At 48.2% G+C, this 24,626-nt stretch carries 24 protein-coding genes and 1 pseudogene; 3 read left to right on the top strand and 22 right to left on the bottom strand.

The window, feature by feature from the left end:
* Window positions 1–12: 12 nt before the first annotated feature.
* The 4 genes from DWZ38_RS03155 to DWZ38_RS21960 all read right to left on the bottom strand — a co-directional run bounded on the left by DWZ38_RS03155 (window position 13) and on the right by DWZ38_RS21960 (window position 5,413).
* Window positions 13–867 (bottom strand): YitT family protein, encoded by an 855-nt coding sequence (locus DWZ38_RS03155; RefSeq protein ID WP_021926972.1) that lies wholly within the window; start codon window positions 865–867, stop codon window positions 13–15.
* Window positions 868–873: 6 nt separating this feature from the next.
* Window positions 874–2,130 carry a DNA polymerase IV gene (locus DWZ38_RS03150; RefSeq protein ID WP_347518670.1) on the bottom strand — a complete coding sequence of 419 codons (1,257 nt, stop codon included), beginning with the start codon at window positions 2,128–2,130 and terminating at the stop codon, window positions 874–876.
* A gap of 138 nt (window positions 2,131–2,268) precedes the next feature.
* Entirely contained in the window at window positions 2,269–5,199 is a 2,931-nt protein-coding gene (locus DWZ38_RS03145; protein WP_178105258.1) for a TIR domain-containing protein, read from the bottom strand.
* A 1-nt stretch (window position 5,200) separates the two neighbouring features.
* On the bottom strand, window positions 5,201–5,413 hold the full coding sequence (locus DWZ38_RS21960; RefSeq protein ID WP_147342965.1) for a hypothetical protein: 213 nt from the start codon (window positions 5,411–5,413) through the stop codon (window positions 5,201–5,203).
* Window positions 5,414–5,700: 287 nt separating this feature from the next.
* Here DWZ38_RS21960 and DWZ38_RS03135 point away from each other — a divergent pair, with 287 nt between their 5' ends.
* On the top strand, window positions 5,701–6,924 hold the full coding sequence (locus DWZ38_RS03135; protein WP_021926975.1) for a dicarboxylate/amino acid:cation symporter: 1,224 nt from the start codon (window positions 5,701–5,703) through the stop codon (window positions 6,922–6,924).
* A gap of 143 nt (window positions 6,925–7,067) precedes the next feature.
* Here DWZ38_RS03135 and DWZ38_RS03130 read toward each other — a convergent pair.
* Window positions 7,068–7,613 (bottom strand): annotated as a pseudogene (locus DWZ38_RS03130) (iron-containing alcohol dehydrogenase); the annotation flags it as partial.
* Between the two features lie 44 nt (window positions 7,614–7,657).
* Window positions 7,658–8,893 (bottom strand): galactokinase family protein, encoded by a 1,236-nt coding sequence (locus tag DWZ38_RS03125; RefSeq protein ID WP_117849904.1) that lies wholly within the window; start codon window positions 8,891–8,893, stop codon window positions 7,658–7,660.
* Window positions 8,894–9,190: 297 nt separating this feature from the next.
* Here DWZ38_RS03125 and DWZ38_RS03120 point away from each other — a divergent pair, with 297 nt between their 5' ends.
* Window positions 9,191–10,072 (top strand): AraC family transcriptional regulator, encoded by an 882-nt coding sequence (locus DWZ38_RS03120; protein ID WP_021926978.1) that lies wholly within the window; start codon window positions 9,191–9,193, stop codon window positions 10,070–10,072.
* Window positions 10,073–10,095: 23 nt separating this feature from the next.
* Here the strand turns inward: DWZ38_RS03120 and DWZ38_RS23065 are convergent, their stop codons facing one another.
* The 10 genes from DWZ38_RS23065 to DWZ38_RS03080 form a co-directional block, all read right to left on the bottom strand.
* Window positions 10,096–10,221 carry a hypothetical protein gene (locus DWZ38_RS23065; RefSeq protein WP_278308846.1) on the bottom strand — a complete coding sequence of 42 codons (126 nt, stop codon included), beginning with the start codon at window positions 10,219–10,221 and terminating at the stop codon, window positions 10,096–10,098.
* On the bottom strand, window positions 10,209–10,343 hold the full coding sequence (locus DWZ38_RS23060) for a hypothetical protein (RefSeq protein WP_262579476.1): 135 nt from the start codon (window positions 10,341–10,343) through the stop codon (window positions 10,209–10,211). Before DWZ38_RS23060 ends, DWZ38_RS23065 begins: the two co-directional genes overlap by 13 nt.
* 125 nt (window positions 10,344–10,468) lie before the next feature.
* Window positions 10,469–11,005, bottom strand: a complete 537-nt coding sequence (locus tag DWZ38_RS03115; protein WP_021926979.1) for a hypothetical protein — start codon at window positions 11,003–11,005, stop codon at window positions 10,469–10,471.
* Between the two features lie 177 nt (window positions 11,006–11,182).
* Window positions 11,183–12,253 carry a hypothetical protein gene (locus DWZ38_RS03110; protein WP_117849902.1) on the bottom strand — a complete coding sequence of 357 codons (1,071 nt, stop codon included), beginning with the start codon at window positions 12,251–12,253 and terminating at the stop codon, window positions 11,183–11,185.
* Window positions 12,254–12,296: 43 nt separating this feature from the next.
* Complete coding sequence (locus DWZ38_RS03105) at window positions 12,297–14,036, bottom strand: helix-turn-helix transcriptional regulator (RefSeq protein WP_117849900.1); 1,740 nt, start codon at window positions 14,034–14,036, stop codon at window positions 12,297–12,299.
* Entirely contained in the window at window positions 14,033–14,485 is a 453-nt protein-coding gene (locus tag DWZ38_RS03100) for a hypothetical protein (RefSeq protein WP_117849897.1), read from the bottom strand. The genes DWZ38_RS03105 and DWZ38_RS03100 overlap by 4 nt, the downstream gene beginning before the upstream one ends.
* Window positions 14,486–14,615: 130 nt before the next feature.
* Window positions 14,616–15,119, bottom strand: a complete 504-nt coding sequence (locus tag DWZ38_RS03095) for an 8-oxo-dGTP diphosphatase (protein ID WP_117850406.1) — start codon at window positions 15,117–15,119, stop codon at window positions 14,616–14,618.
* Entirely contained in the window at window positions 15,119–15,649 is a 531-nt protein-coding gene (locus DWZ38_RS03090) for a EutP/PduV family microcompartment system protein (protein WP_021926985.1), read from the bottom strand. The genes DWZ38_RS03095 and DWZ38_RS03090 overlap by 1 nt, the downstream gene beginning before the upstream one ends.
* Before the next feature lie 35 nt (window positions 15,650–15,684).
* Window positions 15,685–16,113, bottom strand: a complete 429-nt coding sequence (locus DWZ38_RS03085) for a BMC domain-containing protein (RefSeq protein WP_021926986.1) — start codon at window positions 16,111–16,113, stop codon at window positions 15,685–15,687.
* A gap of 11 nt (window positions 16,114–16,124) precedes the next feature.
* Window positions 16,125–16,490 (bottom strand): BMC domain-containing protein, encoded by a 366-nt coding sequence (locus DWZ38_RS03080; protein ID WP_021926987.1) that lies wholly within the window; start codon window positions 16,488–16,490, stop codon window positions 16,125–16,127.
* A 211-nt stretch (window positions 16,491–16,701) separates the two neighbouring features.
* On the opposite strand from DWZ38_RS03080, the gene DWZ38_RS03075 reads away from it, so the two are divergent.
* Window positions 16,702–18,072, top strand: coding sequence for an MATE family efflux transporter (locus DWZ38_RS03075; protein WP_278308845.1), 1,371 nt, complete (start codon window positions 16,702–16,704; stop codon window positions 18,070–18,072).
* Here the strand turns inward: DWZ38_RS03075 and DWZ38_RS03070 are convergent, their stop codons facing one another.
* The 6 genes from DWZ38_RS03070 to proB all read right to left on the bottom strand — a co-directional run bounded on the left by DWZ38_RS03070 (window position 18,073) and on the right by proB (window position 24,355).
* Window positions 18,073–18,990 carry a M14 family zinc carboxypeptidase gene (locus DWZ38_RS03070; RefSeq protein WP_243000131.1) on the bottom strand — a complete coding sequence of 306 codons (918 nt, stop codon included), beginning with the start codon at window positions 18,988–18,990 and terminating at the stop codon, window positions 18,073–18,075.
* A gap of 121 nt (window positions 18,991–19,111) precedes the next feature.
* On the bottom strand, window positions 19,112–21,349 hold the full coding sequence (locus DWZ38_RS03065; protein ID WP_117849893.1) for a hypothetical protein: 2,238 nt from the start codon (window positions 21,347–21,349) through the stop codon (window positions 19,112–19,114).
* An 88-nt stretch (window positions 21,350–21,437) separates the two neighbouring features.
* A complete protein-coding gene (locus DWZ38_RS03060) occupies window positions 21,438–22,688 on the bottom strand; it encodes a glutamate-5-semialdehyde dehydrogenase (RefSeq protein WP_021926991.1) in 1,251 nt (416 codons plus the stop codon).
* Window positions 22,681–23,262 (bottom strand): 5-formyltetrahydrofolate cyclo-ligase, encoded by a 582-nt coding sequence (locus tag DWZ38_RS03055; protein WP_117849891.1) that lies wholly within the window; start codon window positions 23,260–23,262, stop codon window positions 22,681–22,683. Before DWZ38_RS03055 ends, DWZ38_RS03060 begins: the two co-directional genes overlap by 8 nt.
* Window positions 23,240–23,461: a DUF896 domain-containing protein gene (locus DWZ38_RS03050; RefSeq protein WP_021926993.1), complete on the bottom strand. Its 222-nt coding sequence runs from the start codon at window positions 23,459–23,461 to the stop codon at window positions 23,240–23,242. The genes DWZ38_RS03055 and DWZ38_RS03050 overlap by 23 nt, the downstream gene beginning before the upstream one ends.
* A gap of 36 nt (window positions 23,462–23,497) precedes the next feature.
* The gene (proB, locus tag DWZ38_RS03045) at window positions 23,498–24,355 is read right to left on the bottom strand and encodes a glutamate 5-kinase (protein WP_117849888.1); all 858 of its coding nucleotides are present in this window, start codon (window positions 24,353–24,355) and stop codon (window positions 23,498–23,500) included.
* Window positions 24,356–24,626 lie beyond the last annotated feature (271 nt).

Here is a 24,626-nt window from a genome sequence, read left to right as displayed (position 1 = left end):
CTCACCTGTCTCTCACATCTTCGGCTGATAGCGCATGTCTGAAACATTGTAAACCGTCACAAAAGCTTTCGGGTCTTCGTGGTTGATGAAGTTCATCAGCTTCTGATATTCGTTTTTGTCTACAATGGTGATGATCTCATTGCGCTTCTGCAAGTTGTACGCTCCAATAGACTCGTAAATCGTCGCGCCGCTGTGAAGATCCTCGATGATAAACCTTCGAAGCTCCTCCTCTTTCTTTGTGATAATGCAGACGCGCCGTTTGATATTGTGGTCGAAAATAAAGTGATCCAGCACCATGCCGTTGAAATAGGTTCCCAGAATACTGAGCACCACCGTTTTCTTATCGTACACAAGTGCCGCGGAAAGTGCCACGCACATGCCGGAAAGGGACATGGCTTTGCCAAGCTCCATGTGCAGGTATTTGTTCATGATCTTTGCCACAATGTCCAGACCGCCGGAGGACGCATTCCGGTTAAACAAAATGCTAAGTCCTACGCTGACCACCAGGATGTAGCAGAGCACATCCAGTTCCTGGCTTCCGGTCATGGATTCAAAATCCGGGAAAATCCTTTCAAAAAGACCGATAAACAGCGGCAAAACAATGCTTGTATAAACGGTCTTTACTCCAAATTCCCTTCCGCAGGTAAAAAATCCGATGATCAGGAGCACCACGTTCAGGATCATGGTGATGGCAGACAAGGGCAGGGGAACAAAGTTGGACAGCACAATTCCAAGACCGGAAATGCTGCTAACCGAGGTATGGCTTGGCACCAGGAAAAAATAAACTGCCGCCGCAATAATAGCCACTGCCCAGGTAAGAATCACAGTTTCTTTTATGATATTTTTGTAATCCAGTTGTTTTTTCATAGCTTTTTAGTCTTTCTTATCAGTTTTATTTCGCTTTTGGGTCTCATTCTCCATCTGCGCTTTTGCTTTCCGTCCCATGCCGGTGTTGCTGTTCATAATGCTGGCGCGGGTGATCTTGTCGTTGCCAAACTTCATGCGGATGGCATCCAAAGCAGCATCCAGCTTCTGGCGCTGCTCTTTTTTTTTCGTATCCTCAAACAACGACATCTGCTCAAAGCTCTCATCTGTCAGTCCGGTGAGAGCAACACCGATCAGTCGAAGGGGCTGCCCCTTCCAGAATTCCAGAAACAGTCTTCTGGCATTTTCGTAGATCTCATCGGTCACGTCCGTGGCACTGGAAAGGCTGGTCTGATGGGAACGGTTCTTGAAGTCCAGGGTACGGAAGGTGACGGAAATACAGCTGCATTTCTTCCCTTTCCGCCGCATGCGGGTAGCAACAATGTCGCACTGCTCCAGAAGAATGGGAAGCACCTGTTCCACGGAAACAATGTCGTCATTGAAGGTTTTCTCCACGCTGAAGCCCTTGCTCTCTTCTGCCTGGGCAAGCACCGGGGAATTGTCGATTCCTCTGGCATACTGGTAAAGCTGATGTCCTGTCTTTTCCCCAAGCAGAGATTGGATGGCGGATTCCTTTTCCCTGGCAAGCTCGCCGATGGTATGGATTCCGAAATCCTGCAGCCTTTTCTCGGAGGCTTTGCCCAGAAACAGAAGATCCCGGATGGGAAGGGGCCACATTTTGACCGGAATTTCTTCTGGAAACAGGGTGTGCACCTTGTCCGGCTTCTCGAAATCCGAAGCCATTTTGGCAAGCAGCTTATTGGTGGAAATCCCCACATTCACAGTGAAGCCAAGCTCTGCGTGGATCTTGTCCTTGATCTCATGGGCGGTTGCAATGGGATCCGGGTAGATCAGGGAGGTGCCTGTCATATCCAGGAACACTTCGTCAATGGAAAAGGATTCCACCACAGGGGCATAGTCCCTGCAAATCGCCTTAAATGCCAGGGAATTCTCTGTATAAAGGCGAAAATCACTGGGAACCACCACAAGATTGGGGCATTTCCGAAGAGCCATGGCCATAGGCTCCCCGGTCTGAATGCCGTACTTCTTGGCGGGAATGGATTTGGCAACCACGATTCCCGTGCGCTGCTTTGGATCTCCGCCCACCACTGAAGGGATTTCCCGCAGATCCGGAAGCCCTTCCTTCACTCGTTTCGCCGCCTCCCAGGAGAGGAAGGCACTGTTTACATCTACATGGAAAATCAACCGTTCTATAGGGAATCACCTCCTGCTGCGCGGCTTAAATCCTGCTACAAACATTTCTGCAATCTGCCCGCCTCACTTTGCAATATCATTCACACAAATGAAAGCAATACAGACGTCAGAAATCATCAGCCTTATCGCTTAATCACAATGATAAGCCGCCTTCTGCTCATCCGTCAGGCCCTCGCCGTTCAGGAATTCCTTACCATTTGCATAAGTTTCATCCATGGAAAGGAACGGTACTCCGTAAATAGTATCCACACCGTCGAAGATCAGCACCTCGCCCTTTTCGTTCATTCCAAGACCGCCTTTGATTCTGGCGATCGGGGAGGACGGCTCTTCCCTGCTGTATACGTCCAGTCTGGTCTCTCCGTTGTCAGAAAGGTAAAGAGCTGTGAAATAAGGCTGCCCTTCCGGTGCATCAAAGGTATACAAGGTATTGGCCTCAGAAATGGTCAGGATCACTTCTCCTGTGGAGGTATCTACCACATAAGCCCCCTTATCACTGCTGCAAAGGAAGGCATATCCGCCGTTTACACACTCCATCCAGGAAAATTCCCCAAGATCCATTCGGGCAATCTCTTTTTTCTCCGCGAAATTGTAGAGAACATAATCGGTCTCTCCGGCAGGCTGGTACAGCACGTAATCTGCTTCCCCACTGCTGCTTGCGCCCGTTTCTTCCACAGACAGAACTTCCTTTCGATCCGGATCCAGAACCACCAGCGTACTGGTATCACCGCCGTCGTTTCTTTCTTCTACCAGATAACCGTCCTTGGAAATAAATGCCATGATACAGTCTTCCGGTACTTCTTCTGTATAAACCGGCTCCACCTCATCTGCGGACTTATCTGTCTTATCATAGCTGTATTTTTTCATAACACCGTCTTCTACCATATAGGCAGCATCTGTCTCAAGGTTGCCGCCTACTCCGTCCGGAAGATCTGTAAGCAGTTCTCCGGTTTCCCCATCATAGACGCTGATGGTTCCGTCCAGATTGTCACAGCTGACCAGATTATCATTGATAACATTCATATAGGAAACTTCGTTGTCAAACTCAGCTCCGTTCATGGTGGACAGATTTACCATGTAGGAGTTGTCTGTACAGTTCACGGCCAGCATCCTCTCACGGCGGATCAGATGTGCCACCTTTTCGTTGGAACGCTTCTTCATGGAAGCGGTTTGGGAGGTACTGCGGTTATTTTTCTGATAAATACGGAATTCATAATCGTTGTAGGTATAGGTTACCGCATAGGTATCTCCTATGCAGATTTCCGAACACTCCTTACCGTCTCCAGCAAGGCTTCCGATCCGGTATGGATCCTTTGTAAAATCCACATATTCCAGGGTTCCGTCAGAGTCGCTGACAGCAAAGGTCGTATTTTTTTTGCCGTCTCCTGTATAGACAACATCTGCAATATTTCTGGCGGCACTGTAAGTTTTCTCAACCTCTCCGGTTTCCATGGAAGCACAGTTCAGCTGGTTTCCATCACGGAAATAGATCAGTCCCCGGCGGGAATCTGCATAACAGATGTCGGTCTCGATCTTACTTGTGGTTTTGTGAACCTGGTTCTGATCCATATCCACATATCCATAAAGCTCGTCTCCTCCATAGGTGAAAAACAGCTTGTTTCCGCACCATGAGCTGTCATTGAATACACAGTTTTCATATTTCACATCGTCCAGATATTTCACTGTATTTCCAGTATTGGTATTAATAATATAAAGATTGTTCTGTTCGTTGTTATCCTCATCCACAACTTCTGCGACGGCTGCATACCTGCCGTCATCACTCATTCCGAAAAATACGGCTTCCCCATTCTCCCAGCTGCACTCAGAAAGCAGCGTTCCATCTGCGGTATAGACGGTCAGGCTGTTTTCCTCTATATTAAACACACTGACTCTGGAACCATCGGCACTTGCGCTGACAGTCATGCCATAGGCGCCCTCCCAGAGCACCTCCATCGTGTTCATGTCAATGACCTGGAGTCCCTCTTTGCCGGCAATGGCGCAGCGGTGATCCCCGAAAAAGGCAGCCTTGGAGTTACAGCTGCGGTATCCGTTGTAATCCGGGTTTACCGGAAAATCTGCCACAACCTTTCCAGCGGCAATATCATAGAAATGAAGGGTATAATCTGAGGAACTTACAAGGTCAATATAGGCAATGTAATCATCATACGGGCTGACCAGCACCGCATCCATGGTCTGGGTCTTCACATTGCTTCTCGCCGCGTATCCCTTCTGGTAATCGTAGGTCTGCAAAGCATTGGTAAGGGAAGCCATAGCCGCGCCCTCAAAAGGACGATCATCTCCTAAATCCTCCGGAAGTCCTTCCATGGCAAGCATGGCTGCCAGCTTCAGGCTATCCGCAGAATAAGCGGTATCCGAATACTCTGCCAGCAGATAGGACTGGGCAGACTGGGTCTTCTGCACCTGTTTCTGCAGCTTCTGGTTCTCCCTTACAGACATGGCAAGGAAAGCACAGACAACAGCAAAGCTGACGCCGCCGGCTGCAATGCCTCGCTGGAGCTGGCGCTGCTGTTCTCTTTGACGGAGCTGGTCGAACTCGCAGTGCAGCATGGCTGCCACAATACGCAGCTGCTCCACTCTCATCTTGTGCTTTTGCTTTGCCGGCGTCTCGCCGCGCACATCTGCAGCCAGAGGCTCTACCTCAACTTCCTGCCCGTTGATCACCGGATGGATGATGGCATAGGGAAAGCTGTCCACAGGTTCCCCTTCTGCAAGCACTGCAATAATATGATCACTGCCCCGAAGCTTCTGGAACAGCTCGATCTCACGCATGCACCACTTGGATTCCTGAAGCCTTGGGGTACAGATCACAATGAGAAACTCAGACTGTCCAAGGGCCTCCTCAATATTGTTGTACAGACTGCTGGAGCTTGGCTGCTCGTCCACATCACGGAAGATCCTGCCTACCTTTTTTCGTCCAAGCTTGGCTGCCAGCTTCGCCGGAACACGGTAATTTTCCAGCATATTATGAAGGGTCTTTGCCGCAAACTCGTCATTTCCGCCGTGCCTGTAGCTGATAAAGGCCGTATATTTCCAGTTTCCCATTTTATTCGCACCTCTCATAGCTTCGTAAAAATACAGATTTCTCGATGGTATAAACATCCGAAAGGTCATCCTCCCGGACTGCAATGTAATCGCCCTTGGCACCTTTTAAATATTTGTATTTGTCCCACTGGGTGAACACCTTGGCAGAGGCCTGAAGCTCCCTGGCGTAAATATGGTACTTGCTCCTGGCCTGGCAGGTTCTGATGTATGGCACCAGCTGGTAGGCTTCCGGAAAACATCAGGAAAATTGCTGTCACGAAATTCCTGCTATCCTCCAGCAGTTCTGTTTTATTTCAGTATAGCACGCATGTGTGAAATATGTCCAGTTTCTTCTGCTTATTTCGACGTTTTTCCCCTGTCTGTACCTGTGAAAATACATTCTTAGCCCGTCTGCTGCTTCGTAATGTATTTGTAACACATCAGTTTTATTACTGTAACATATAGAATGTGAGATTATGGTAAAATGTTGAAATATTCTGGGTTATTTTAAGGAGGGAACAAATGAAGAGTTTTTATGCGTGGTATAAGAAACATATCACAACCGCAATTTTTACCGGGCTGATCCTTGGTATTCTCACCGGACTTTTTCTGGCGAACCGCTTCGAGCCTGTACTGACTGTTACCAGCCTGATTGGAAGCATCTACATGAACGCCCTGAACATGATGATCTTCCCGCTGGTATTCTGTTCCATTATTATGGGTATCACCAGTATTGGAAGTGCCCGCACCACTGGTAAGATCACTGCAGGTGCCATGATCTTTTTCCTGTGCACCACTGCCCTTGCCAGCCTGGCAGGACTGATCATCCCGCGACTGATCAACCTTGGCAAGAACGTTAAGTTTGAGATGGCAACCTCTGACATTCAGGCTACAGAGATGACCAGCATTCTGGATACCATCAAGAACCTGATCCCGTCCAATCCGGTGGCTGCTTTTGCCAACGGAAACATGCTTCAGGTCCTGGTGTTTGCCGTGATCGTAGGCTTCACCCTGATCGCCATCGGGGAAAAGGGAGCGGCCCTTCTGAAGGTGATCGACTCCTGCAATGAGGTATGTCTGAAGGTCATCAGCACAGTTATGTATTTTACCCCAATCGGTGTCTTCTGTACTATCGTTCCGGTTGTGGAGGCCAACGGTACCGAGACTATTATCTCACTGGCTACCCAGCTTGTAATCCTGTACCTTGCATTCTTTGGATTTGCCTTTATTGTGTACGGCGGCGCTGTGAGGTTCATCGGTAAGGAAAGTCCGGTGAAGTTCTTTAAGGCAATGCTTCCGGCTGCGTTAAACGCATTTGGAACCTGCTCCAGTTCTGCTACCATCCCGATCAGCAAGCAGTGCATGGAGGATGAGATGGGCGTCTCCAACAAGATCACCAGTATTGCCATTCCTCTTGGCGCTACCGTAAACATGGACGCGGTTTCCATTCTCATGTCCTTTATGATCATGTTCTTTGCAAATGCCTGCGGAATCAATGTGAGCATTTCCATGATGATCGTGATCCTTCTGGCCAACGTGCTTCTGTCTGTGGGAACACCGGGAATCCCAGGAGGCGCCATTGCTTCCTTCGCAGCCCTTGCCACCATGGCAGGTCTTCCGGCAGGCGTTATGGGCGTGTACATCAGCATCAATACCCTTTGCGATATGGGTGCTACTTGCGTCAATGTTATTGGTGATATGGCAGGCTGCGTAGTTCTGAAAGAAAAGATCAAGCTGGACGAATAATCCGGCGGTGCCTTTTCCAAATACCAGCATTTTACACAAAAAGCTGTAAAAGCTTCTGGATGATAAGTCACACATAAGATATGAACTTATCATCCGGATTTACTTTTACAGCTTTTTTATTTGCCCAGATATTCAGGCACTTCTTACATAATCTTTCTGAACAGAGCAGTCAGGTCTTCTACGCTTGCGTCTTTCGGGTTTCCTGGTGCGCAGGCAACGCCGTGAGGAGTATCATAGACAGCACCTAAGGTGTGTGCCATGGAGTGTGCGATTCCAAGTCCTACGTTAGAGAAGCCCATTCCTGCAATGTACTGTCCAAGAGCCATGCCCTCACGTCCCTCTTTGCTGTTTTCAACAGCACCTCTTAAGGATTTGGAGATCAGTTCGATGGCTTTGAGATGGAACATATCTGTCATTTCCCATGCAGCTTTTGTGGTGTATCCCTCGATGGCATGTGTCAGGGCATCCATACCTGTGGATGCGGTAAGTCCTTTTGGCATGGAGGACATCATCTCAGGGTCAACAATTGCGATGATCGGCATGTCATGAGGATCTACACATACGAATTTTCTCTTTCTCTCAACATCTGTGATAACGTAGTTGATGGTAACCTCAGCTGCAGTACCTGCTGTAGTTGGAACTGCAATAATCGGAACGCACGGATTCTTGGTAGGTGCGGTTCCCTCAAGGATTTGGCTTTTTCGCCTTTTTCAGGTTTGAATTCACTCATTTCTCAACCGATATGGGCTGCGCCTACGGCACGGATGTCCATTGGATATACATTGTCTCTGCCTACATACTGAGCAATATACTCTACATAATTGTCCATCTCTTTTTCCGGAACGATGGCTGCGATAACGCCTGCGAATCCGCCGCCGTGTACTCGGCAGATACCGCCGCCGATCTTGTTCAGGAACAGCTGGGTCAGGGCAAGTACAAGAGGGATCTTCTGCTCGTGGCAGTCCTTAATGCAGTAGCAGTTCTGAAGCAGCTCCCAGGAAGATCTTCCGGACTCATCCATCAGCTTCAGGAATTCCTGGTAGTTCTCCTCTCCGATGGCATCGGCTGCGCGCTCTACGCGGGAGGTCTCTTCGAAGAAATGGATGGCACGAAGGATGGCTCTGTCGTCCTTGATCTCATTGACATGTGCAAGAAGATTCTCAAGGGTGGTCTCATGAAGAAGCTCTGCGCCAAGTACCTTGGCTGCTGCTTTCATCTCTCCCGGAATCTCAGAGTACTCCTGGCTCAGGTCTGCATGGCCTTTTCCTGTGTTTACGATTACCAGCTTGTGGCCGAATTTTCCAAAGGAGAAATCAAGCTTGCTGTATTTCAGGTCGTTTCGGTCTGCGAAGTCAAAAAGAACCGGTCCGCCTACTGCGCATGCCATCTGATCCATCATTCCGGATGCCTTGTCCCAGTAAACATTCTCAGCGTACTGGCCGATCTTTGCATAGTCGGTGTAGGTCATCTTGCTGTCGTTGAAGAAATAGTCGATGATAACCATGATCAGCATCTCAAAGGATGCGGAGGAGCTTACGCCTGCTGCTGCGATTACGTTGGTGCTTACATAAGCATCGAATCCGGCTGTCTTGAAGCCGTTTTTCTTCGCGCCTTCCATCATTCCTGCAAGGAGGGCGAAGGTTCCTTTCGGGTAGTTGGCTCTGCTGATGCGGTCAAGGTCTACTACGATCTCGTCTCTGTAGCCTTCGCTGGTGATGTGGATCACATTGGTGCCGTTTGGTGCTGCAGCGCCGATGGTGTCAAGGTTGATGCTTCCTGCGATTACCTTGCCGCCGTTATGGTCTACATGGTTTCCGATAATCTCGGTTCTTCCCGGAGAAGTGAAGAAATCTGCATGGTCATGCTTGTAGATCTTGGCAAATTTCTCTGCAAGATCCTGGAAGCGTTCAGTACATTTCTCGGTTTCTCCGTAGATTTTCTCAAAGCTTGCTTTTTCTGGTAAGTTCATAGGGATTCTCCTTCTTTATGATATTATGTGTAAATAATATAATTAGGTTGATATGGTGTCTCTTATGTAATATATCTCTTATTATATCGCATCCAATATGGAATACCTTAAATAATTTGCGCAGTATCAGTAATATCTTGCGTTTTTAAGACTTTATAGTGTATAATACAAGTACTTTACAGGTAAATTTATGCGATTCATCACTGTTCACTCTGTGTCCGGCAACAGGCTCTAGGCACACTGCCAGTAAACAATCGCTGCGCTTTTACAATGTATTAAAAAAGAAAGGCACACACCATGGCGCAGATCATCACCAACCAGTTTCAAAAAGAATTAAAACAGCACGGCAGCGAGCATTTCCCCTTCCTGGTAAGCTACCAGAAGCTTTCTGAATATGAATCCGGGGCTTTCATGTGGCACTGGCATCCCGAGATCGAAATCACCTATGTGCAGACCGGCTCCATGTGCTACAAGGTGAACAACCTAACCTACCATCTGAAAGAAGGGGATATCGTGTTCAACAATTCCAATGCCCTGCACTCCGGTGCCATGGAAAACCACCAGGACTGCTCCTACATTCCGGTGACCTTCGACCCCAGGCTGATCTACGGATTTTTCCAAAGCACCATAAACAGCAAATATGTGGACCCGGTGATCCAGGATCCCCGCCTGCCTGCTGTCTGCATTGATCAGAGCGAAACCTGGCACAGTGCATTCCGGAAGCATCTTCTTGCAATTATTTCCCTGGATCAGAAAAAGCCGGAATTTTATGAGCTGGATATCACCATTCATCTGCAGATGATGTGGCGGCTGCTTCTCTCCCACATTACCTACGAACCCCAGGACACCCAGGAAAACAGTCCGGATTACGACCGGCTTAAGAAGATCCTTTCCTATATTGAGGAAAACTACAGCCACCCCATTACCCTGAAAGACATTTCCGGGCACATCCACCTTTGTGAAAGTGAATGTACCCGGCTGTTTAAGCGGCACATGAATACCACCTTATTTACTTATCTTCAGGAATACCGCATTGAGCGAAGTCTGGAGGATCTCTGCAAAGGAACGCAGATCAGCATCGTGGCAGAAAACGCAGGCTTCTCCGATTCTAATTATTACTCCAAGGTTTTCGCCAAGGTAAAGGGTTGCAGCCCCCGAGAATATAGGAAACGGCAATAAAACAGTTCAAAAATGCCCGTTTTTTACGAAAACAAAATTTTTCCCAGCTTTTCCTTTTTCCAAATCTTCTTTCCCTCCTGAAAAAGCTGAAGATACTCTAACTTGCGCTGTACGGTTTCTGCGATCTGGCTGGCTCTTATTTCCGGCATTCGTCAAATACAGGTGCCATTTTTATCAGCTTATGTCTGTCACTGCTGTACAAAAAGCCAAAATTATTATAATGCCTGTCTGTGTTGCTGGAATAAGCAACCCCAACGTAAGGCAGTTTCATAGTTCCCTGTACTCTGCCCCACGTTTCAGCAAATATAAAAAGCCGTTTGCAGTGCTGTACTTCTAGAAAAATATAGCAGTGCAAAACGGCTTTTTTGTTTAAGAGAAAAAAATGATTTGTATTTATCAGGTGAGGCTTACGGAGGTCAGGATCGAGCAGATCGTATCCACGTTAGCCGCGTATCCCACGCCTGTTACGCAGAACAGGTACTGCCTGTTGGTGGGATGGAAAAACATGATAGCGCTGCAGTCGCTTTCCTCGATTCGGTAGGAAACGCAGGGGATTCCGTTGATGGAAACGATATCGTCCACCTGGTACCCACCCTGTCCGATGGCAGCGGCAACCTCTTCAATGGTCTCGGCTCCGTCGCTGTAAGCCCACACTACGGAAATTCCAGGCGCAGTCTCAGCACCGGAAGAATCTCCTGCAATATAAAGCACACCCTGCTGGCTCTGCTCTTCCGTCACATTGTACACATCCCAGTCACTTGGCAGATACAGCTGAAAACCATCCTCAAAAGGAACCCAGGTTCCCGCATATCCCACAGTGTCCTGAGAAAACGTGATGCTTCCCATCTGTGTACCATCCCCACTGCCGTCAGAAGAATCTGCACCTGTCTGCCCATCCTCCACGCTGGAGGAAACACCGCCGATATTTCCCACAGTACCGCCGGAAGCAGTGTCATTTCCTGCTCCGCCCTGCTTTAGTACATCGCTTACAGTGCTTTCAATATCTTCTATGGGGTCTGAGGCAGCTGTATCTGAGGTTACAGAACGGGTACTATCTACATGCTTTGTGTAGTCACTGTCTCCACCTGCAAGATGGGCAAAGCTTCCTGCTTACCCTGCCCATCTTACAGAGTGCAGCATTGCCTGCACCGTATCGTTATTACGCACATCTCCTCCTGTAAGATAGACCACTTCCATTACCGAATCGCTCTGGTCCATAAATACGATTCCGTAATCGTCTTCATTGGAAAAGAAGGCGCAGGGAATGTCATTGATGGTTTCTGTTTTTTCTACGGTATAGCCTTGCTGAGCCATGGCATCCTGTGCCACCTCAAATAAAGAACTGTAATTGCCCTCGGCAAGCTCCGCGTCGATTTCCTCCTGGGTGTAACCATCTGTCAGGTTCATGGACATAGCAACCAGGATGGCATTCTGGTCGGAGGACATTGCGGCGAAGTAAATATCGTTTGCCTGATCTTCCTCGTCCAAATCCACAGATTCCCAATCCGATGGAAGATACAGCTCAAATTTCCCTCTCACCTGAACCCAGCTTCCTGTGTATCCCGCCTGGGACTCCTGGAAATCAGAGGTGTCAGAACTTCCATTTCCTCCCGGAATCCCCGGTACAGTTGTGGCAGCTCCAATGTCTGCAGAGCTTCCAGATGCAGGAACCCCCACAGGTGCCCCCTCACTTAACATATAAGCATTCTGCTTCACAAAATCAATTTCTGCGTTCATCTGCTGAAATTCGGCGGCCACGGCTTCGTCCTCTGTGTAGGCCTGGAAATCAGTGGGGAAGATCATGAAATAATTCATCACCGAATCCTCACTGAATCCGATATAGGTAAAATCCGGCAGCTCGGAAAAATCGTGATTGATGGTGCAGGACAAGGTAAACAGTTTGCCGCCGTCCTCCCCATATTTTTCCTGCCATTTCTCATGGCTTGCCTTGTGATAAAAGGCGGCAGAATTGTCCGTTGTCACAATTTCAAATTTCCCCTGCCAGTCAGCAGGAAGGGTAATTGCAACTTCCTCAAAATAATAGATCAGGGATCCGTCCGACAGCACGTTATCCGTATACGCCATCAGATCCTGGGAGCTGTCCGCCCCGTAAACATTGCCGGAAAACAGCATGGTTCCCATGCAAACTGCGGTAATTGTCTTTCTCCATGATTTTTTCATTTCTACACGCCTCCTTCATGTTATATGTTATATGATATATGGATTAAATAAGCCCCTCATCCCGGATTGGAAGAACCACATTTTCCAGTGCATATCGCAGCTTGGGATGATGGATCACAAAGTGAATGGACGGTGCCTTATTCTTGGAAACCATGCACCATTTTTCCTGGTGACAGGTAATCTGGATATTATGAAAGCCCTTGACCTTTGTAAAAGAAAACTGATAGTTTTCATGCGTCCTGGCATATTCCTTTGCCGCTTCCACGCAGGTCATATATTCCTCATAGGTAAGCACAACATCCTTTTCCAGAAAACACTCTGCCAGCGGAAGCATCACCGGATATTTGTCATACTCCTCTTTTGTCACCTGGGACAGCTCATCCGAAACCGGGCTGTGAGCCAGTATGGTTTCCATCCGTTCACGCTCCCTGGCATATACTTTAAGAATTCTGGAGCACTTGGCTTTCTCCATCTGATTCTTCCCAAGAAGCTCTTTCAAAAGCTCCTCTGGCATTACAAACAGCGGCGGTGCTGCCAGAATCCTTCTGCGCCTGCCCTCCACGTGACTGTCCTTTTCCAGGAAATCGAAAAGACCTTCTCTTTTTTCCTCCCTGTAAATTTCCATCAGAAGATGTGCCTTTTTCAGCAGATATTCTGTGTTTTTCCTGCAGATCTCCACCTCTTCCCTGCGGCTGGTCAGATAATAGTGGGCGGTGTCATGGTGTCCGCTAATGCAGTCCCCTGTCATTGCCGCCTGACCTGAGGTGTAATGGAGATGGCAGTAGACCTTGTTCTGAATCCCCTTCAGATAATACGGGGAAATCTGCCCGGTCATATAAAGAGGAATCCAGTTTTCCAGCCCCAGCATCATGTCCTTCATAGGCCGCTCCACGTCATGGATAATGTGAATGTGAAGCCCTTTTTTCAGAACCATGGCAAGGCCAAACATATATTTCTTTGCAAATTCCTCATCCTGAGCCATGTCCTCCACAGGCATGTCGCAGCACAGATGTAGCGGCTCCATAGATTTAGATAATACTGTGTGCTTCAGAAAATCCAGCTCTCCCTCCCGCATTTCCTTCAGTCCATAGTATTGTCTGGAAACTGGAAGCTGGAAAGGTACCTTAGGTACCTTGAAGCTGTCAAAATGAATGGCCCGTATGTAATCATCCAGGTTAAATTCATCCATTTTCTGCAAAAAGCCGGATATGTAATCCATTGTCTCAAATTTTCCCACACAAAGCCAATTCTGCAAAAGGAGAAAGGAATTCTCCGGATGCGTCAGTGTCTCATTGTCACAGCCTGTCAGTGCAGCAATTTTGCTTAGCTCCTCCTGACCGGAAAAATTCCTTACAATATATCCGCATACATTTTCTGCAAAGCCCCGGACATCTGAGGGTGTTCTTTTTCCTGTTCGGATCTTGGAAATATAGGACGGATCATAGTGCAGGGCAGATGCCATTTTGGATACATTGATTTCCAGTTCCCGAAGAAGAATATCAAACTTTTGGTAATAAAAAATCTCTGTTTTTTCTTCCTGCTTCAAGGCTGCCAAAAGAGCCTCCAAAGCCCTTTCCTGATCTATTTTCTTTCCTTTTTGCTCTGCAGTCAGGGCAATTCCTGCTGCAAGCTTTTTCAGATAATCACTGTCTGCACCGGGAATACGTTCGCCCTTTCGGTATCGGCTGAGAATGGTTTCGGAAATACCGCTGTTTTTGGCAAGCTCCCTGCCGCTGCAGGAAAGCTCTTCCATATATAAATTCAACTGCTCCTGAAATGTCACCTTATACTAACCTCCTCCCAGAAAAGCTCTGCATTCTCCAAGTCATAAAGCTCTGTTTTACCCTGATTCCTCCATTCCAGGCTTCTGCCATTCAGCTGAAAGGATACCGTTGTATTATCCGGAAAGAAAAAGGAAATGACATCATATTGATCCGTTACAAAAATGTCTGTCCTGTCACCAATCCGAATCTGAAGAAAGGCATCTACAGCTGTCCTGATTTCATCCGGGGAAGTAAGCTTCGTCACCGTTAACAATCCTTCCGTGTCCTTTCTGAATTCTATTTCGGAGGGCAGCACCTTTTGCATATCCTTCATCTGGCTGCTGCCAGGCACCTCATAAAGATAAGCTCCGGTGAGAGTGCTTTTTTCCTCTGGTAAGCTTTGAGAAGCCTTGCTTCCTGTCGTAATGCAGCACATAACTGCAAAAATGAAAAAAATGATCCGAGCCATTCTGGTGTCCTCCTTTCTTTGTACTTAGCAGGTAACTGCTCAATACCTTAATAGCTACTTTCAGTATACACTATAAATCTGTCCTATAAAGCAAATTGCCACATTTGTCTATGACAAATGTGGCAATCCGTTAGTATGACTGACTCTCAAGAGGACGTCCATCCAGTACGGTCTCTACCAGCTCATCCCCTTTATAGCTTAATTTCAGTGAGAAGAAGGGAACATCCTCATTCAGAAGCTTCAGAAAAATCTTATCCCCCTCCCACAATCTCAGATTCCAGATCTCGTCCTTAGGAATCCATTTCAGTTTCCCCTCGTCGCATTCCTTCATGGTTCCTGTAAAACCATCTGCAGTATAAAGGCACATGTATTCCGTGCCGTAGCCCTCCTGTGAAAAAGTGACGATCCCGCGGAATTTCCAGGAGGTAAGGGTATAGCCCGTCTCCTCAAAAACCTCCCGGAGCATACACTCCTCCGGGCTTTCTCCCTCTTCAAAATGGCCTCCCACGCCAATCCATTTCCCCTTGTTCACATCATTCTTCTTGGAAATGCGGTGCAGCATCAGATACTGCCCGTCCTTTTCCAGATAGCATAAGGTGGTAAGGGGGCTTCTCTTTGCTTCTGTCTGTGCCATCATCTGATTCCCTCCGGATAAGTGACTCCCTCAGGAAGAGGATCCCACTCATTTAAGCCAAGGCTCTGTTTAAACTTGGCCTGCTCCAGGGTAAGGCTTGGAGGATCCTCCTGCAGATATTCCATAAGCTCGTCAATTCCCTCTCTTGTCACATTGTTGACCATGAAAATCCGCTCGCAGCCTGCATTGATCAGCCACTGCTTTACCATGGGGATATTGGCGTAGGGGGAATCAATCTTGGTGATGATGCCGATAAGGGGACGCAGGATAAAGGAACGGCAGCTTGCCCCAAACAGATTGAACGGCTCATCTGCTGCCTGCACGATTGCCACCACGTCTGCCTCAAAGGAAAAGCAGGCAAGTCCCACGCTGAACCGCTTGGACTCCGCATATTCCCCCGGAGAGTCAATGGTATCATCATTGGAATTGGTGTATTGCGTTTTTATATAATGAAGCTCCTCGCCTTTCAGCGCCTGTGTCAGTGAGGTCTTGCCGGCTTCGCTTCTGCCCATCAGAAAAATCTTCTTCATCTATCTCGTCCCTTATCTTTAGCTATACTCTTTACTTAACTTTTATGAACTGTGCACACCTTAAAGCCAAGCTCCTGGTCAAAAAAGCGCACAACCTCTTCTACCGCAGTCTGCACCTGTGACAGTCCGCCTGTCAGGATCAGGGAGCCGCAGAAACGGTCCATAAACCCGATCTGCACATCCGCACTCTTCATGGCAACGTCCGCTGCCACCACAACTGCCTCCCAGGGGGTAAAACGGATCAACCCGATGGCTTCCCCTGTATGGTCCTCCCCCTCATGAACCCCGATATGAAGTCCCAGATTCTCATAAATGCAGGACTGGGAAGGGCTGATCACGTGGGCCAGGCAAACCTCCTTGCCGGGAACACGCACGCGGGTCATGCGCAGCTTCTTCCCCTTCAGGTGCTCATAATCATCATGGAACAGCATTTCCAGCAGTTCTTCCTTCGTTATTCGCTCCATGCCCATACTTCCTATCGCTTCGTAATATTGCAGACTACATATCCTAAGGAATCACGGAAATAATCCACGATCTCTGTCATAGCGGACATTACATCGGAAATCTCTCCTGTGATGATCAGGGTTCCTGTGAAACGGTCTGCAAAGCCAAGATATACGTTGCCGCTCTTTACCGCAATGTCAGATGCGATAACTGCGGACTCCGGCGGTGTCATATTCATGATGCCGATTGCAGAGGAACGGTAATCCAGCTGAGGATTCAGTCCTAACTTCTGATAAATAATCGGTGCCGGGCCTCCCATTACATGGGCAAAGGTAATCTCCTTACCTGCCACAGTCTCCTGTACGATTCTAATCTGTTCTCCATGATCATTTGCCATTTATAGAATGCCTCTCTTTCGAAAAAATCTCTTCACATACTATTTTTAATTGTACCATTTGCTCCATAAAATAGCAAGCATCAGCCTTCGCTTTCGGCAATTTTTTCAAAATAAAATGGTGACATCTTACCCGTAGTGTGATAAAATAACTTTCGCTTCAAAAACAAGAAAAAATGAAGCCATTTTATATGAAACTTTTAGTACAGATTTTTTGAAAAAGAAGGGGTTTAGAATGGAAAAAGACATGACCAAAGGCAAGCCATTGCCTGTGATCCTGAAATTTGTGCTTCCGCTTATTATCGGAAACATTTTTCAGCAGCTTTATAATATGGCGGACACGATTATCGTAGGCCGTTTCGTAGGTGCCGATGCCCTGGCGGCAGTTGGCTCCACCGGAACCATCATGTTCCTTGTAGTTGGCTTTGCACAGGGAATCACCGCCGGGTTCTCGGTACTCACCGCCCAACGGTTCGGCGCCAAAGACAAAGAGGGAGTGAAGGTCAGCGTTGCCAACGGAATCCTTCTGTCCCTGATTTTTACCGTAGCCATCAGTGCTCTCAGCATGATCAGCATGCACGGTTTGCTGAAATTGATGAACACGCCGGACAATATTTTCCAGGATGCCTACACATACATCATGATCATCAGTGCGGGAATCATTGCCACTATTTTTTACAACCTGTTTTCCTCCTACCTGCGTGCAGTGGGAAACAGCCGGACTCCGCTGGTCTTCCTGGTCTTTTCCGCAGTGCTGAACGTGATTCTGGACCTGGTATTCATTATCAACTTTAAGATGGGAGTTGCAGGGGCTGCCAGCGCCACCATACTTTCCCAGGGAATCTCCGCGATCCTTTGCCTTGTCTACATTTACACAAAAATGCCTGCCCTTGCGCCGAACAGACACCACTGGAAGCTTCATAGCAAGGAGAGCCGCCACCAGCTGGCTATGGGAATCCCCATGGCTCTTCAGTTTGCCATCACCGCTTCCGGAACCATGGTGATGCAGTCTGCTATTAACCTGTTTGGCTCCACAGCAGTGGCCGCGTTTACAGCTGCCAACAAGGTGCAGAACCTGGTTACACAGGGAATGATCGCCATGGGACAAACCATGGCCACCTACAGCGGCCAGAACTTCGGCAAGGGTGATATCCCCCGTATCCGCCAGGGTGTGAAGGCTGCCCTTCAGGCCTGTATCGTATACTCTATCGGTGCCGCCATTCTTGTGTGCCTGCTTTTAAAGCCTGCACTGGGACTGTTCTTTACCGGAGATGTGGACATGAGCGCCATGCTTCCCTGGGCGAAAACCTATGTGTACTTAAGCGTGATCTTCTATATTCCGCTTAGCACCATCTTCGTATTCCGAAATACCATGCAGGGATGCGGCTACGGCTTCCTTCCTATGATGGGCGGTGTGTCCGAGCTGATCGCCAGACTGGTGGTTGCCATGATCTCCATGGCTCTCACAAGCTACCCGCTTGCCTGCTTCTGTGACCCGGCAGCCTGGTTTACCGCAGCTGTCTTTACAGGTGTTTCCTATATCTTTGTTATGAAGGATATTCGGAAGAAGTATGAAACAGCCTGATTAATTTTCCAGCGAGAAAATGTACTCCAGCGGCAGCAAATGAATCTCTTCATATATTTTCGTTTGGCTTTCTTCGCCAGCTTTTCCATCGTTCCCGGGTGCGGGAACCTTGATGCGAAAGGCTGGCTGTTTTATTGTCTGAATATAATATTGTTCCGGGGTTCCCATCCCTTTGAATTTCTTCCCGGAAGACTGTGAGCCTGGTTCCCGTTCCAGATGATAGGACGAGGATTTCTGCATATGTCTGGCAAGACGGTACGACCTTGGCAGACCTCCCATCCCCTGTTCGCTGTGATAATACACGATTTCCCTGCCGGCCTGTCCGAAAGTGAGAAGCCCTCTGCCTCCGTATTCCTGCATGATCCGGATCAGTGCCTTCGTCTCATTCTCGCTGGCAGGCTCCTCTCCCATCCTGGAACGAATGTAGTGGACAGTGGGGAAATTATGACAAATGTCCACGCCCCGGGCATTGTACCCGAAATCTTTCGCCGGAATGCTCTGCATCCGAAGCATCTGCCGGTAAATGGGATTTCGGATCATGGAAAAACCGCTCTGGTTGATCTCATATCCATCCGGATTCAGAAGGGGAAGAAAACAGATCCGGATCTTGTCCAGCAATTTTTTCACCTCGTAAAATTCTTCCAGCTGCCAGCCGCATTCATAAGCCCGGCAGTACTCTTCTGCCATCTGAATCAAAAGCCGGGGAAGCAGGTTCTGGGTTCCGTCAATTCCAGCCACGCAAAAAATCATCTGCGCTCCGTTTCCCACCTCTAACATAGGAATCAGCCTGTCATCATGGCTGTTTCCCACTGCGCGAAACTGGCAAAAGCCGCTGTAACGGCCAGCAAGCTCCCATAATGTGTAGTAGAGCTTTTCATATGTATGATTTTGTTCTTTTGGCATAAATTCTGCCCGCATATTCTACCTCCTGCAGCGGAGGAAAATCTCAGGCAGTATTGCATTTTCCGTACCAGCCTGTCCCCCGCCGCAATAGTATTATATGCAAAAAGGCAGGTCAAAATGACCTGCCTTATCATACTTAGTTCTCTCTTTTTCTCTTTCTTACCAGAACATATCCGCCTGCTACAAGAGAAAGACTTGCAAGCATCATCATGGTTGCAATCGGAGAATTGTCGGCTGTTCTTGCATTGCTTGCAGAAGAAGAGCCTGTAGAACTGTCATCTCCGCTATAGTTCTCAGGATCTGTGGAATCACTGCCGTCTCCGGAGCCGCCATTATAGCCGTCTCCACTGCCGCTTCCATCTGTACCGGTTGGAGTAATCGTGCCGGACGGTGTTACGGTGAACTCAATTGCCTTGGAGTAGAATTTCTGCTCCAGAGCCTCCTGTACGCCGGAAACAGCTACCCAGTCAGTGCCGTTGTATATGTACTTCTGGAAGAAGATATACATGGTAAAGGTCTTGGCATCCTTGATACCGTATTTGTTTCCAATAGAGAAACTCTTCTCATATCCGCTGCGGATATTATCCTTATTCACACTCCATCCATAAGGTACCCATTTGGTATCTCCCTTAACCGGATTGGTATTCTCGGTTCCTGCACCAACAACCTTGAAGTTGTACATAGTCTTCGGATAGAATGCCAGCGGCTCCTCAAGACCGGTTACCTTGCTGTCTGTTACAGGAGGAGTAAGGGCCGGACGTGTGGTCGGAGTCGGTTCAGCCGGTTCCTCTGTTGGTGTTGCCTTGGCATCCAGAGTCAGTACAAGAGGTTTCTCAGCCTCCACGCCCTTGGAATCTACGCCATAAACTACAACCTTAATATCTGTATCATATGCAACACCTGTAAGCTGTACCTCAACTTTCGTTGCGATATCTCCTTCTGCCACATTGTTGTTCTTCACATCTTCAAAGCTTGGAGTATCCTCTGATTTCTTCACCCAGGTTGCGTAATATTTACCGCCCACACCAGCATCATTGGTAGTGAAGCTCAGGTCTACAGTATGATCATACGCTGTATTCCAGGCCAGGGACTCTGCTTTCAGTTTCATACGTTCAACAGTTGGTGTTTTCACTTCTTCCAGCTGTCCAGTAGTTGTATTAACTGTATATTTATCAGTGTCCAGGTAATGTACATGCTCCAGTACATTCTCCATAGTGGTGTAAGCATTTCCATCTGCATCCTTGCCGATTGTGACAAATGCTTTCACTACATCTGCATCGCTTCTTCTCACCTGCAGGTTTGCAGTATCTGAAAGAACTCCCGTAGCTGCAATATATGCATTCTCACCGCTCAAAACGATACTGTTCTCGTAATTCACTCCATCATCGTAGTTTTCGCTGACGATCACATTGCCAGATACACGGATTTCACCTTCACTGTAAATTGCTCCGCCCTTATCCATCGACTGGTTGTCCGTGATGATACCGCCGCCAAGACCAATACTTCCGCCCTGGTTGTAAATTGCAGAGCCAGGCGCGCTGGTACGGTTGCCTGTTAAGGTAACACCGTCAGACATTCCGAAATATCCCTTCTCAAGAGAAACAATAGAACCTGTTGCATCATCTGCGGAAGAGGCATCTACGGTCAAAGATAAAACTGTATCCCCATTCTTGCCTGTGCCAAACTGAAATGCGGTGTTCTCCCCCTGAACCATAAACATATCATCCAGGAATCCATCTGCACGCTTGATCACAGTACCGTTCTCTGCTGCTGCGATGGACACATTCCGGCTGTCAGAGATCACGATGGTATCGGAAATCTCAATGGTACCTGTCACAAGAATCTGGGAAGGAGCCGCATTCTTATCTGCGTTGGCCGGTGCCATCAAAATTGCATCTGCCAGAGTCTTGCACTCGGTCTGATTGCCCTCTGCATCCTGGAAGTAAATCTTGCCAGTAGAAGTCTCCTCAGAAGCATCGCTGTTCTCCTCTGCCTGTGTGGCAATGCCAGCTTCTCCGGCTTCCTGAGTCTCTGCATCTCCGCTTTCGAATCCGTCTGCCTGGCTGCTGTCGGTGCTCTGATCTGCTGCAGGAGTATCTGTCTGATCCTGGGATGGTTCCTGCGTGGCGGCATTATCTGCAGTGTTATCCTCTGCTGGCGCTTCTGCCGGTGTCTCCGCTGCGGCATCCCCTTCTTCTGCCGGAGCAGCGGTATCCTGAACAGGCTCTGCAGCCTCATCTGACTCCACGGCAGCTGCTGTATCGTCTGTTGTCACGGTCTGGGCATCTGACTCTGCGAACGCCATAGTTGCCGGAGCCATTCCGGCAGCAAGAGTTCCAGCCATGATCAACGCTAAAATCTGCTGTTTTTTCATTTCAAAAAGTCCTCCTTATAAACGAGTCCCCCGTATTAAGTATTAACATCGAAGTCCAGTATAACATATTTCATTTCAAAAATCAAACTTATGGGCGAATCTGTCCATTTCCATAAATGATATATTTCGTAGAAGTAAGGGCCAGAAGTCCCATTGGGCCGCGGGCGTGAAGCTTCTGGGTGCTGATTCCGATCTCTGCTCCGAATCCGAACTCAAAACCATCAGTAAAACGGGTGGAAGCATTTACATACACTGCTGCCGCATCCACCTCATCCAGGAATTTCTGAGCGTTGTTGTAGTCCCGGGTGATGATTGCCTCTGAATGTCCGGTATTGTAGCGGTTAATATGGCGGATAGCTTCCTCCACAGAACCAACCACTTTAATAGAAAGAATATAATCCAGGTACTCGGTTCCCCAGTCCTCCTCCGTAGCAGAAACCGCATCCGGAATCAGTGCTTTGGCTGCTTCATCCGCACGCATTTCTACATGCTTGGTGCGAAGCCGCTCTGCCAGAACCGGAAGGAACGCATCCTTCACTTTCTCATGAACCAGAAGGGACTCGCAGGCATTGCACACGCCCACTCTCTGGGTCTTGGCATTCATCACAATGTCTGCCGCCATGTTAAGATCCGCGCTCTCATCCACATAAATGTGACAGTTGCCTGTACCGGTCTCGATTACCGGGATGGTGCTGCCGTTTACAACCGCCTTGATCAGTCCCCGGCCGCCTCTTGGAATCAGTACATCCACGTACTCGTTCATTTTCATAAACTCTGCGGTGGTCTCTCTGGAAGTGTCCTGGATCAGCTGGATGGCATTCTCTGTAAGATCCTGGGCTTTCAGGGCACTGCGGATACAGTCCACAATGGCAGTATTGGAATGGATGGCATCGCTTCCGCCTTTTAATATCACAACATTGCCGGTCTTAAAGCAAAGGGCAAAAGCATCTGCGGTCACATTTGGTCTGGCTTCATAAATGATTCCGATTACACCGAGGGGAACTCTTTTCTGACCGATCATCAGTCCGTTAGGACGTTTCTTCATGCCGGTTACTTCCCCAATAGGGTCGTCAAGAGCCGCTACCTGGCGCAGACCCTCTGCCATTCCCTCTATTCTCGCTTCCGTCAGCATCAGACGGTCCACAAGGCCTTCCGGCATATGGTTGCGTCTGCCGTTCTCTACATCTATGGCATTGGCCGCAAGCAGCTTATCAGCGTGTGCCACAAGGCTGTCTGCCACTGCTTCTAAGACTTGATTCTTCTTCGCAGTGCCAAGATTGCGAAGAATCACTTCCGCTTCCCGGGCATTTTCGCCCAGAGTCTGCAGCATTTCATTCATTTATAAGTCCTCCCTTCGGTAAGGCATTCCTGTAAATATTGCTTTGCGTCACAATGATCTGCGGGCAGATATCGGTCGGCTCTGTGGGAACCTGATCCAGGATCTGGAAATCAAAGGCAACTGCAACCCGCTGAGTATCCGGATGCTTCTCCAGAAAACGGTCGTAAAAGCCTCCGCCGTATCCCACTCTGTGGTTCTCACGGTCAAAGGCCACTCCCGGCATGATCATAAGGGCATCCGTCCAGTCCACAGTCTCTCCCTCTGTAGGCTCCGGAATTCCGAAATATCCAGGAGCGAGCTGGGAGAAATCTGTCAGGCGGTAAAAGACCATGTCCTTTCCCACCACCTTGGGAACTGCCACTTCCTTGCCGGATTTCCAGGCTTCCTCAATAATAAACCTTGTCATGACCTCATGATTGTAATCTGCATAAGCCATAACGCGGTCTGCCTGCAAAAATTCCGGAAGCCGGATCACGCGCTCGGTCAGCTGGCGGCTCCATTCTTCCACCTGCTCATCGGCGCACTGCTTCCTGGCTGCAAAAATCTGTTTTCTAATGAGTCTTTTTTCTTCCATATTTTTCTCCAAGGTTCACAATGGTACCATCGGCTTCCTTGATGTCAATATTGTCAAGCTGGTTGCGCAGGTTCATCTTGATAGTGGCAATATACTCCTTGCGAAGCTTCGCCTGCTCAATTTTCTCTTCCTCTGTAAGACCAACACTCTGTGCCTTGTGATGAAGGGTGTTGATCCGATCAATCATTTTACTGTCCATATTATACTCCTCTTCTATTTATAATCTGTAATACACTTATAACAATTTCTCTATATAATCTATCAGGTAAAACTCTTCCTGCTTCTTTCCTACGAAAAGGGTGCCGCATTTATCCCCCTCCACAATACGGTGGATGTTATGGAAGTCACCGCCGTTGGCGATCACCATATCCGAGCCTGCCGCTGTGGCAATTCTGGCTGCGGTCAGCTTGGTGGCCATGCCGCCGGTACCAACTTTGCTTCCGGTGGAGCCTTTTCCCATGTTCAAAAGCTTGTCATCCAGCTGCTCAACTGTATCAATAAACTCCGCCTCCGGATTGGTATTGGGATCATCTGTGAAAAGCCCGTCTATATCGGACATCAGAATCAGAAGATCTGCACCGATCAGGGCTGCTACCACTGCGGAAAGGGTATCGTTGTCTCCGAATTTCTCCAGGGACTGCAGCTCGTAGGTGGAAATAGAGTCATTCTCATTTACAATGGGGATTACACCCATAGACAAAAGCTCATTGAAGGTATTCTCCGCATTCTTACGGTTGGCATTGTTTACCATGGTGTTCTTGGTCATCAGGATCTGGCCTGCCATCTGGTTGTACTCTCCGAACAGCTTCTGGTAGATCATCATCAGCCTGGCCTGTCCCACAGCTGCACACGCCTGCTTCTGGCGGGACTCCTGAGGCTTCTCCTTAAAGCCAAGGGCTGCCGCGCCCACTGCAATGGCTCCTGAGGATACCAATACCACATCCTTGCCCTGGTTGCGAAGATCTCCCAGCTCTCTTACCAGTACCTCAAGCTTGCGCAGGTTCAGTCTGCCTGTCTGCGGATGGGTAAGGGAGGAACTGCCGATCTTGATTACCACACGTTTTTTCTCTTTCAGTCTTTCCCGGTAATTCATTGTTCTAGTCAACTCCGTTAATCGTTAATGTAATAAAAAAATAATAACCCTTTTGGCAACTGTTCAGCACCTTCACAGTTACCTTTTTGCTACTTATCTTACATCATTTTTCTTCATTCGTCTATAATTTTGGATAATGGATGAATAATTTCAAAAAAAATTCACATTTTCCAAAAAAAAATTAATATAAATGCTTCTGGGGGCAGGCTCTAGAGCCTGTTTGAAAAAGGCTCTAACCTCATATAAACAAAACAGGGATCTCAGGGCGCGG

The sequence above is a fragment of the Ruminococcus sp. AF31-8BH genome (genome assembly GCF_003460605.1).
Lineage (GTDB): Bacteria > Bacillota > Clostridia > Lachnospirales > Lachnospiraceae > Blautia_A > Blautia_A acetigignens.
The sequence above is the reverse complement of the archived record's forward strand: the minus strand, read 5'-3'. Positions and strand labels throughout refer to the sequence as shown.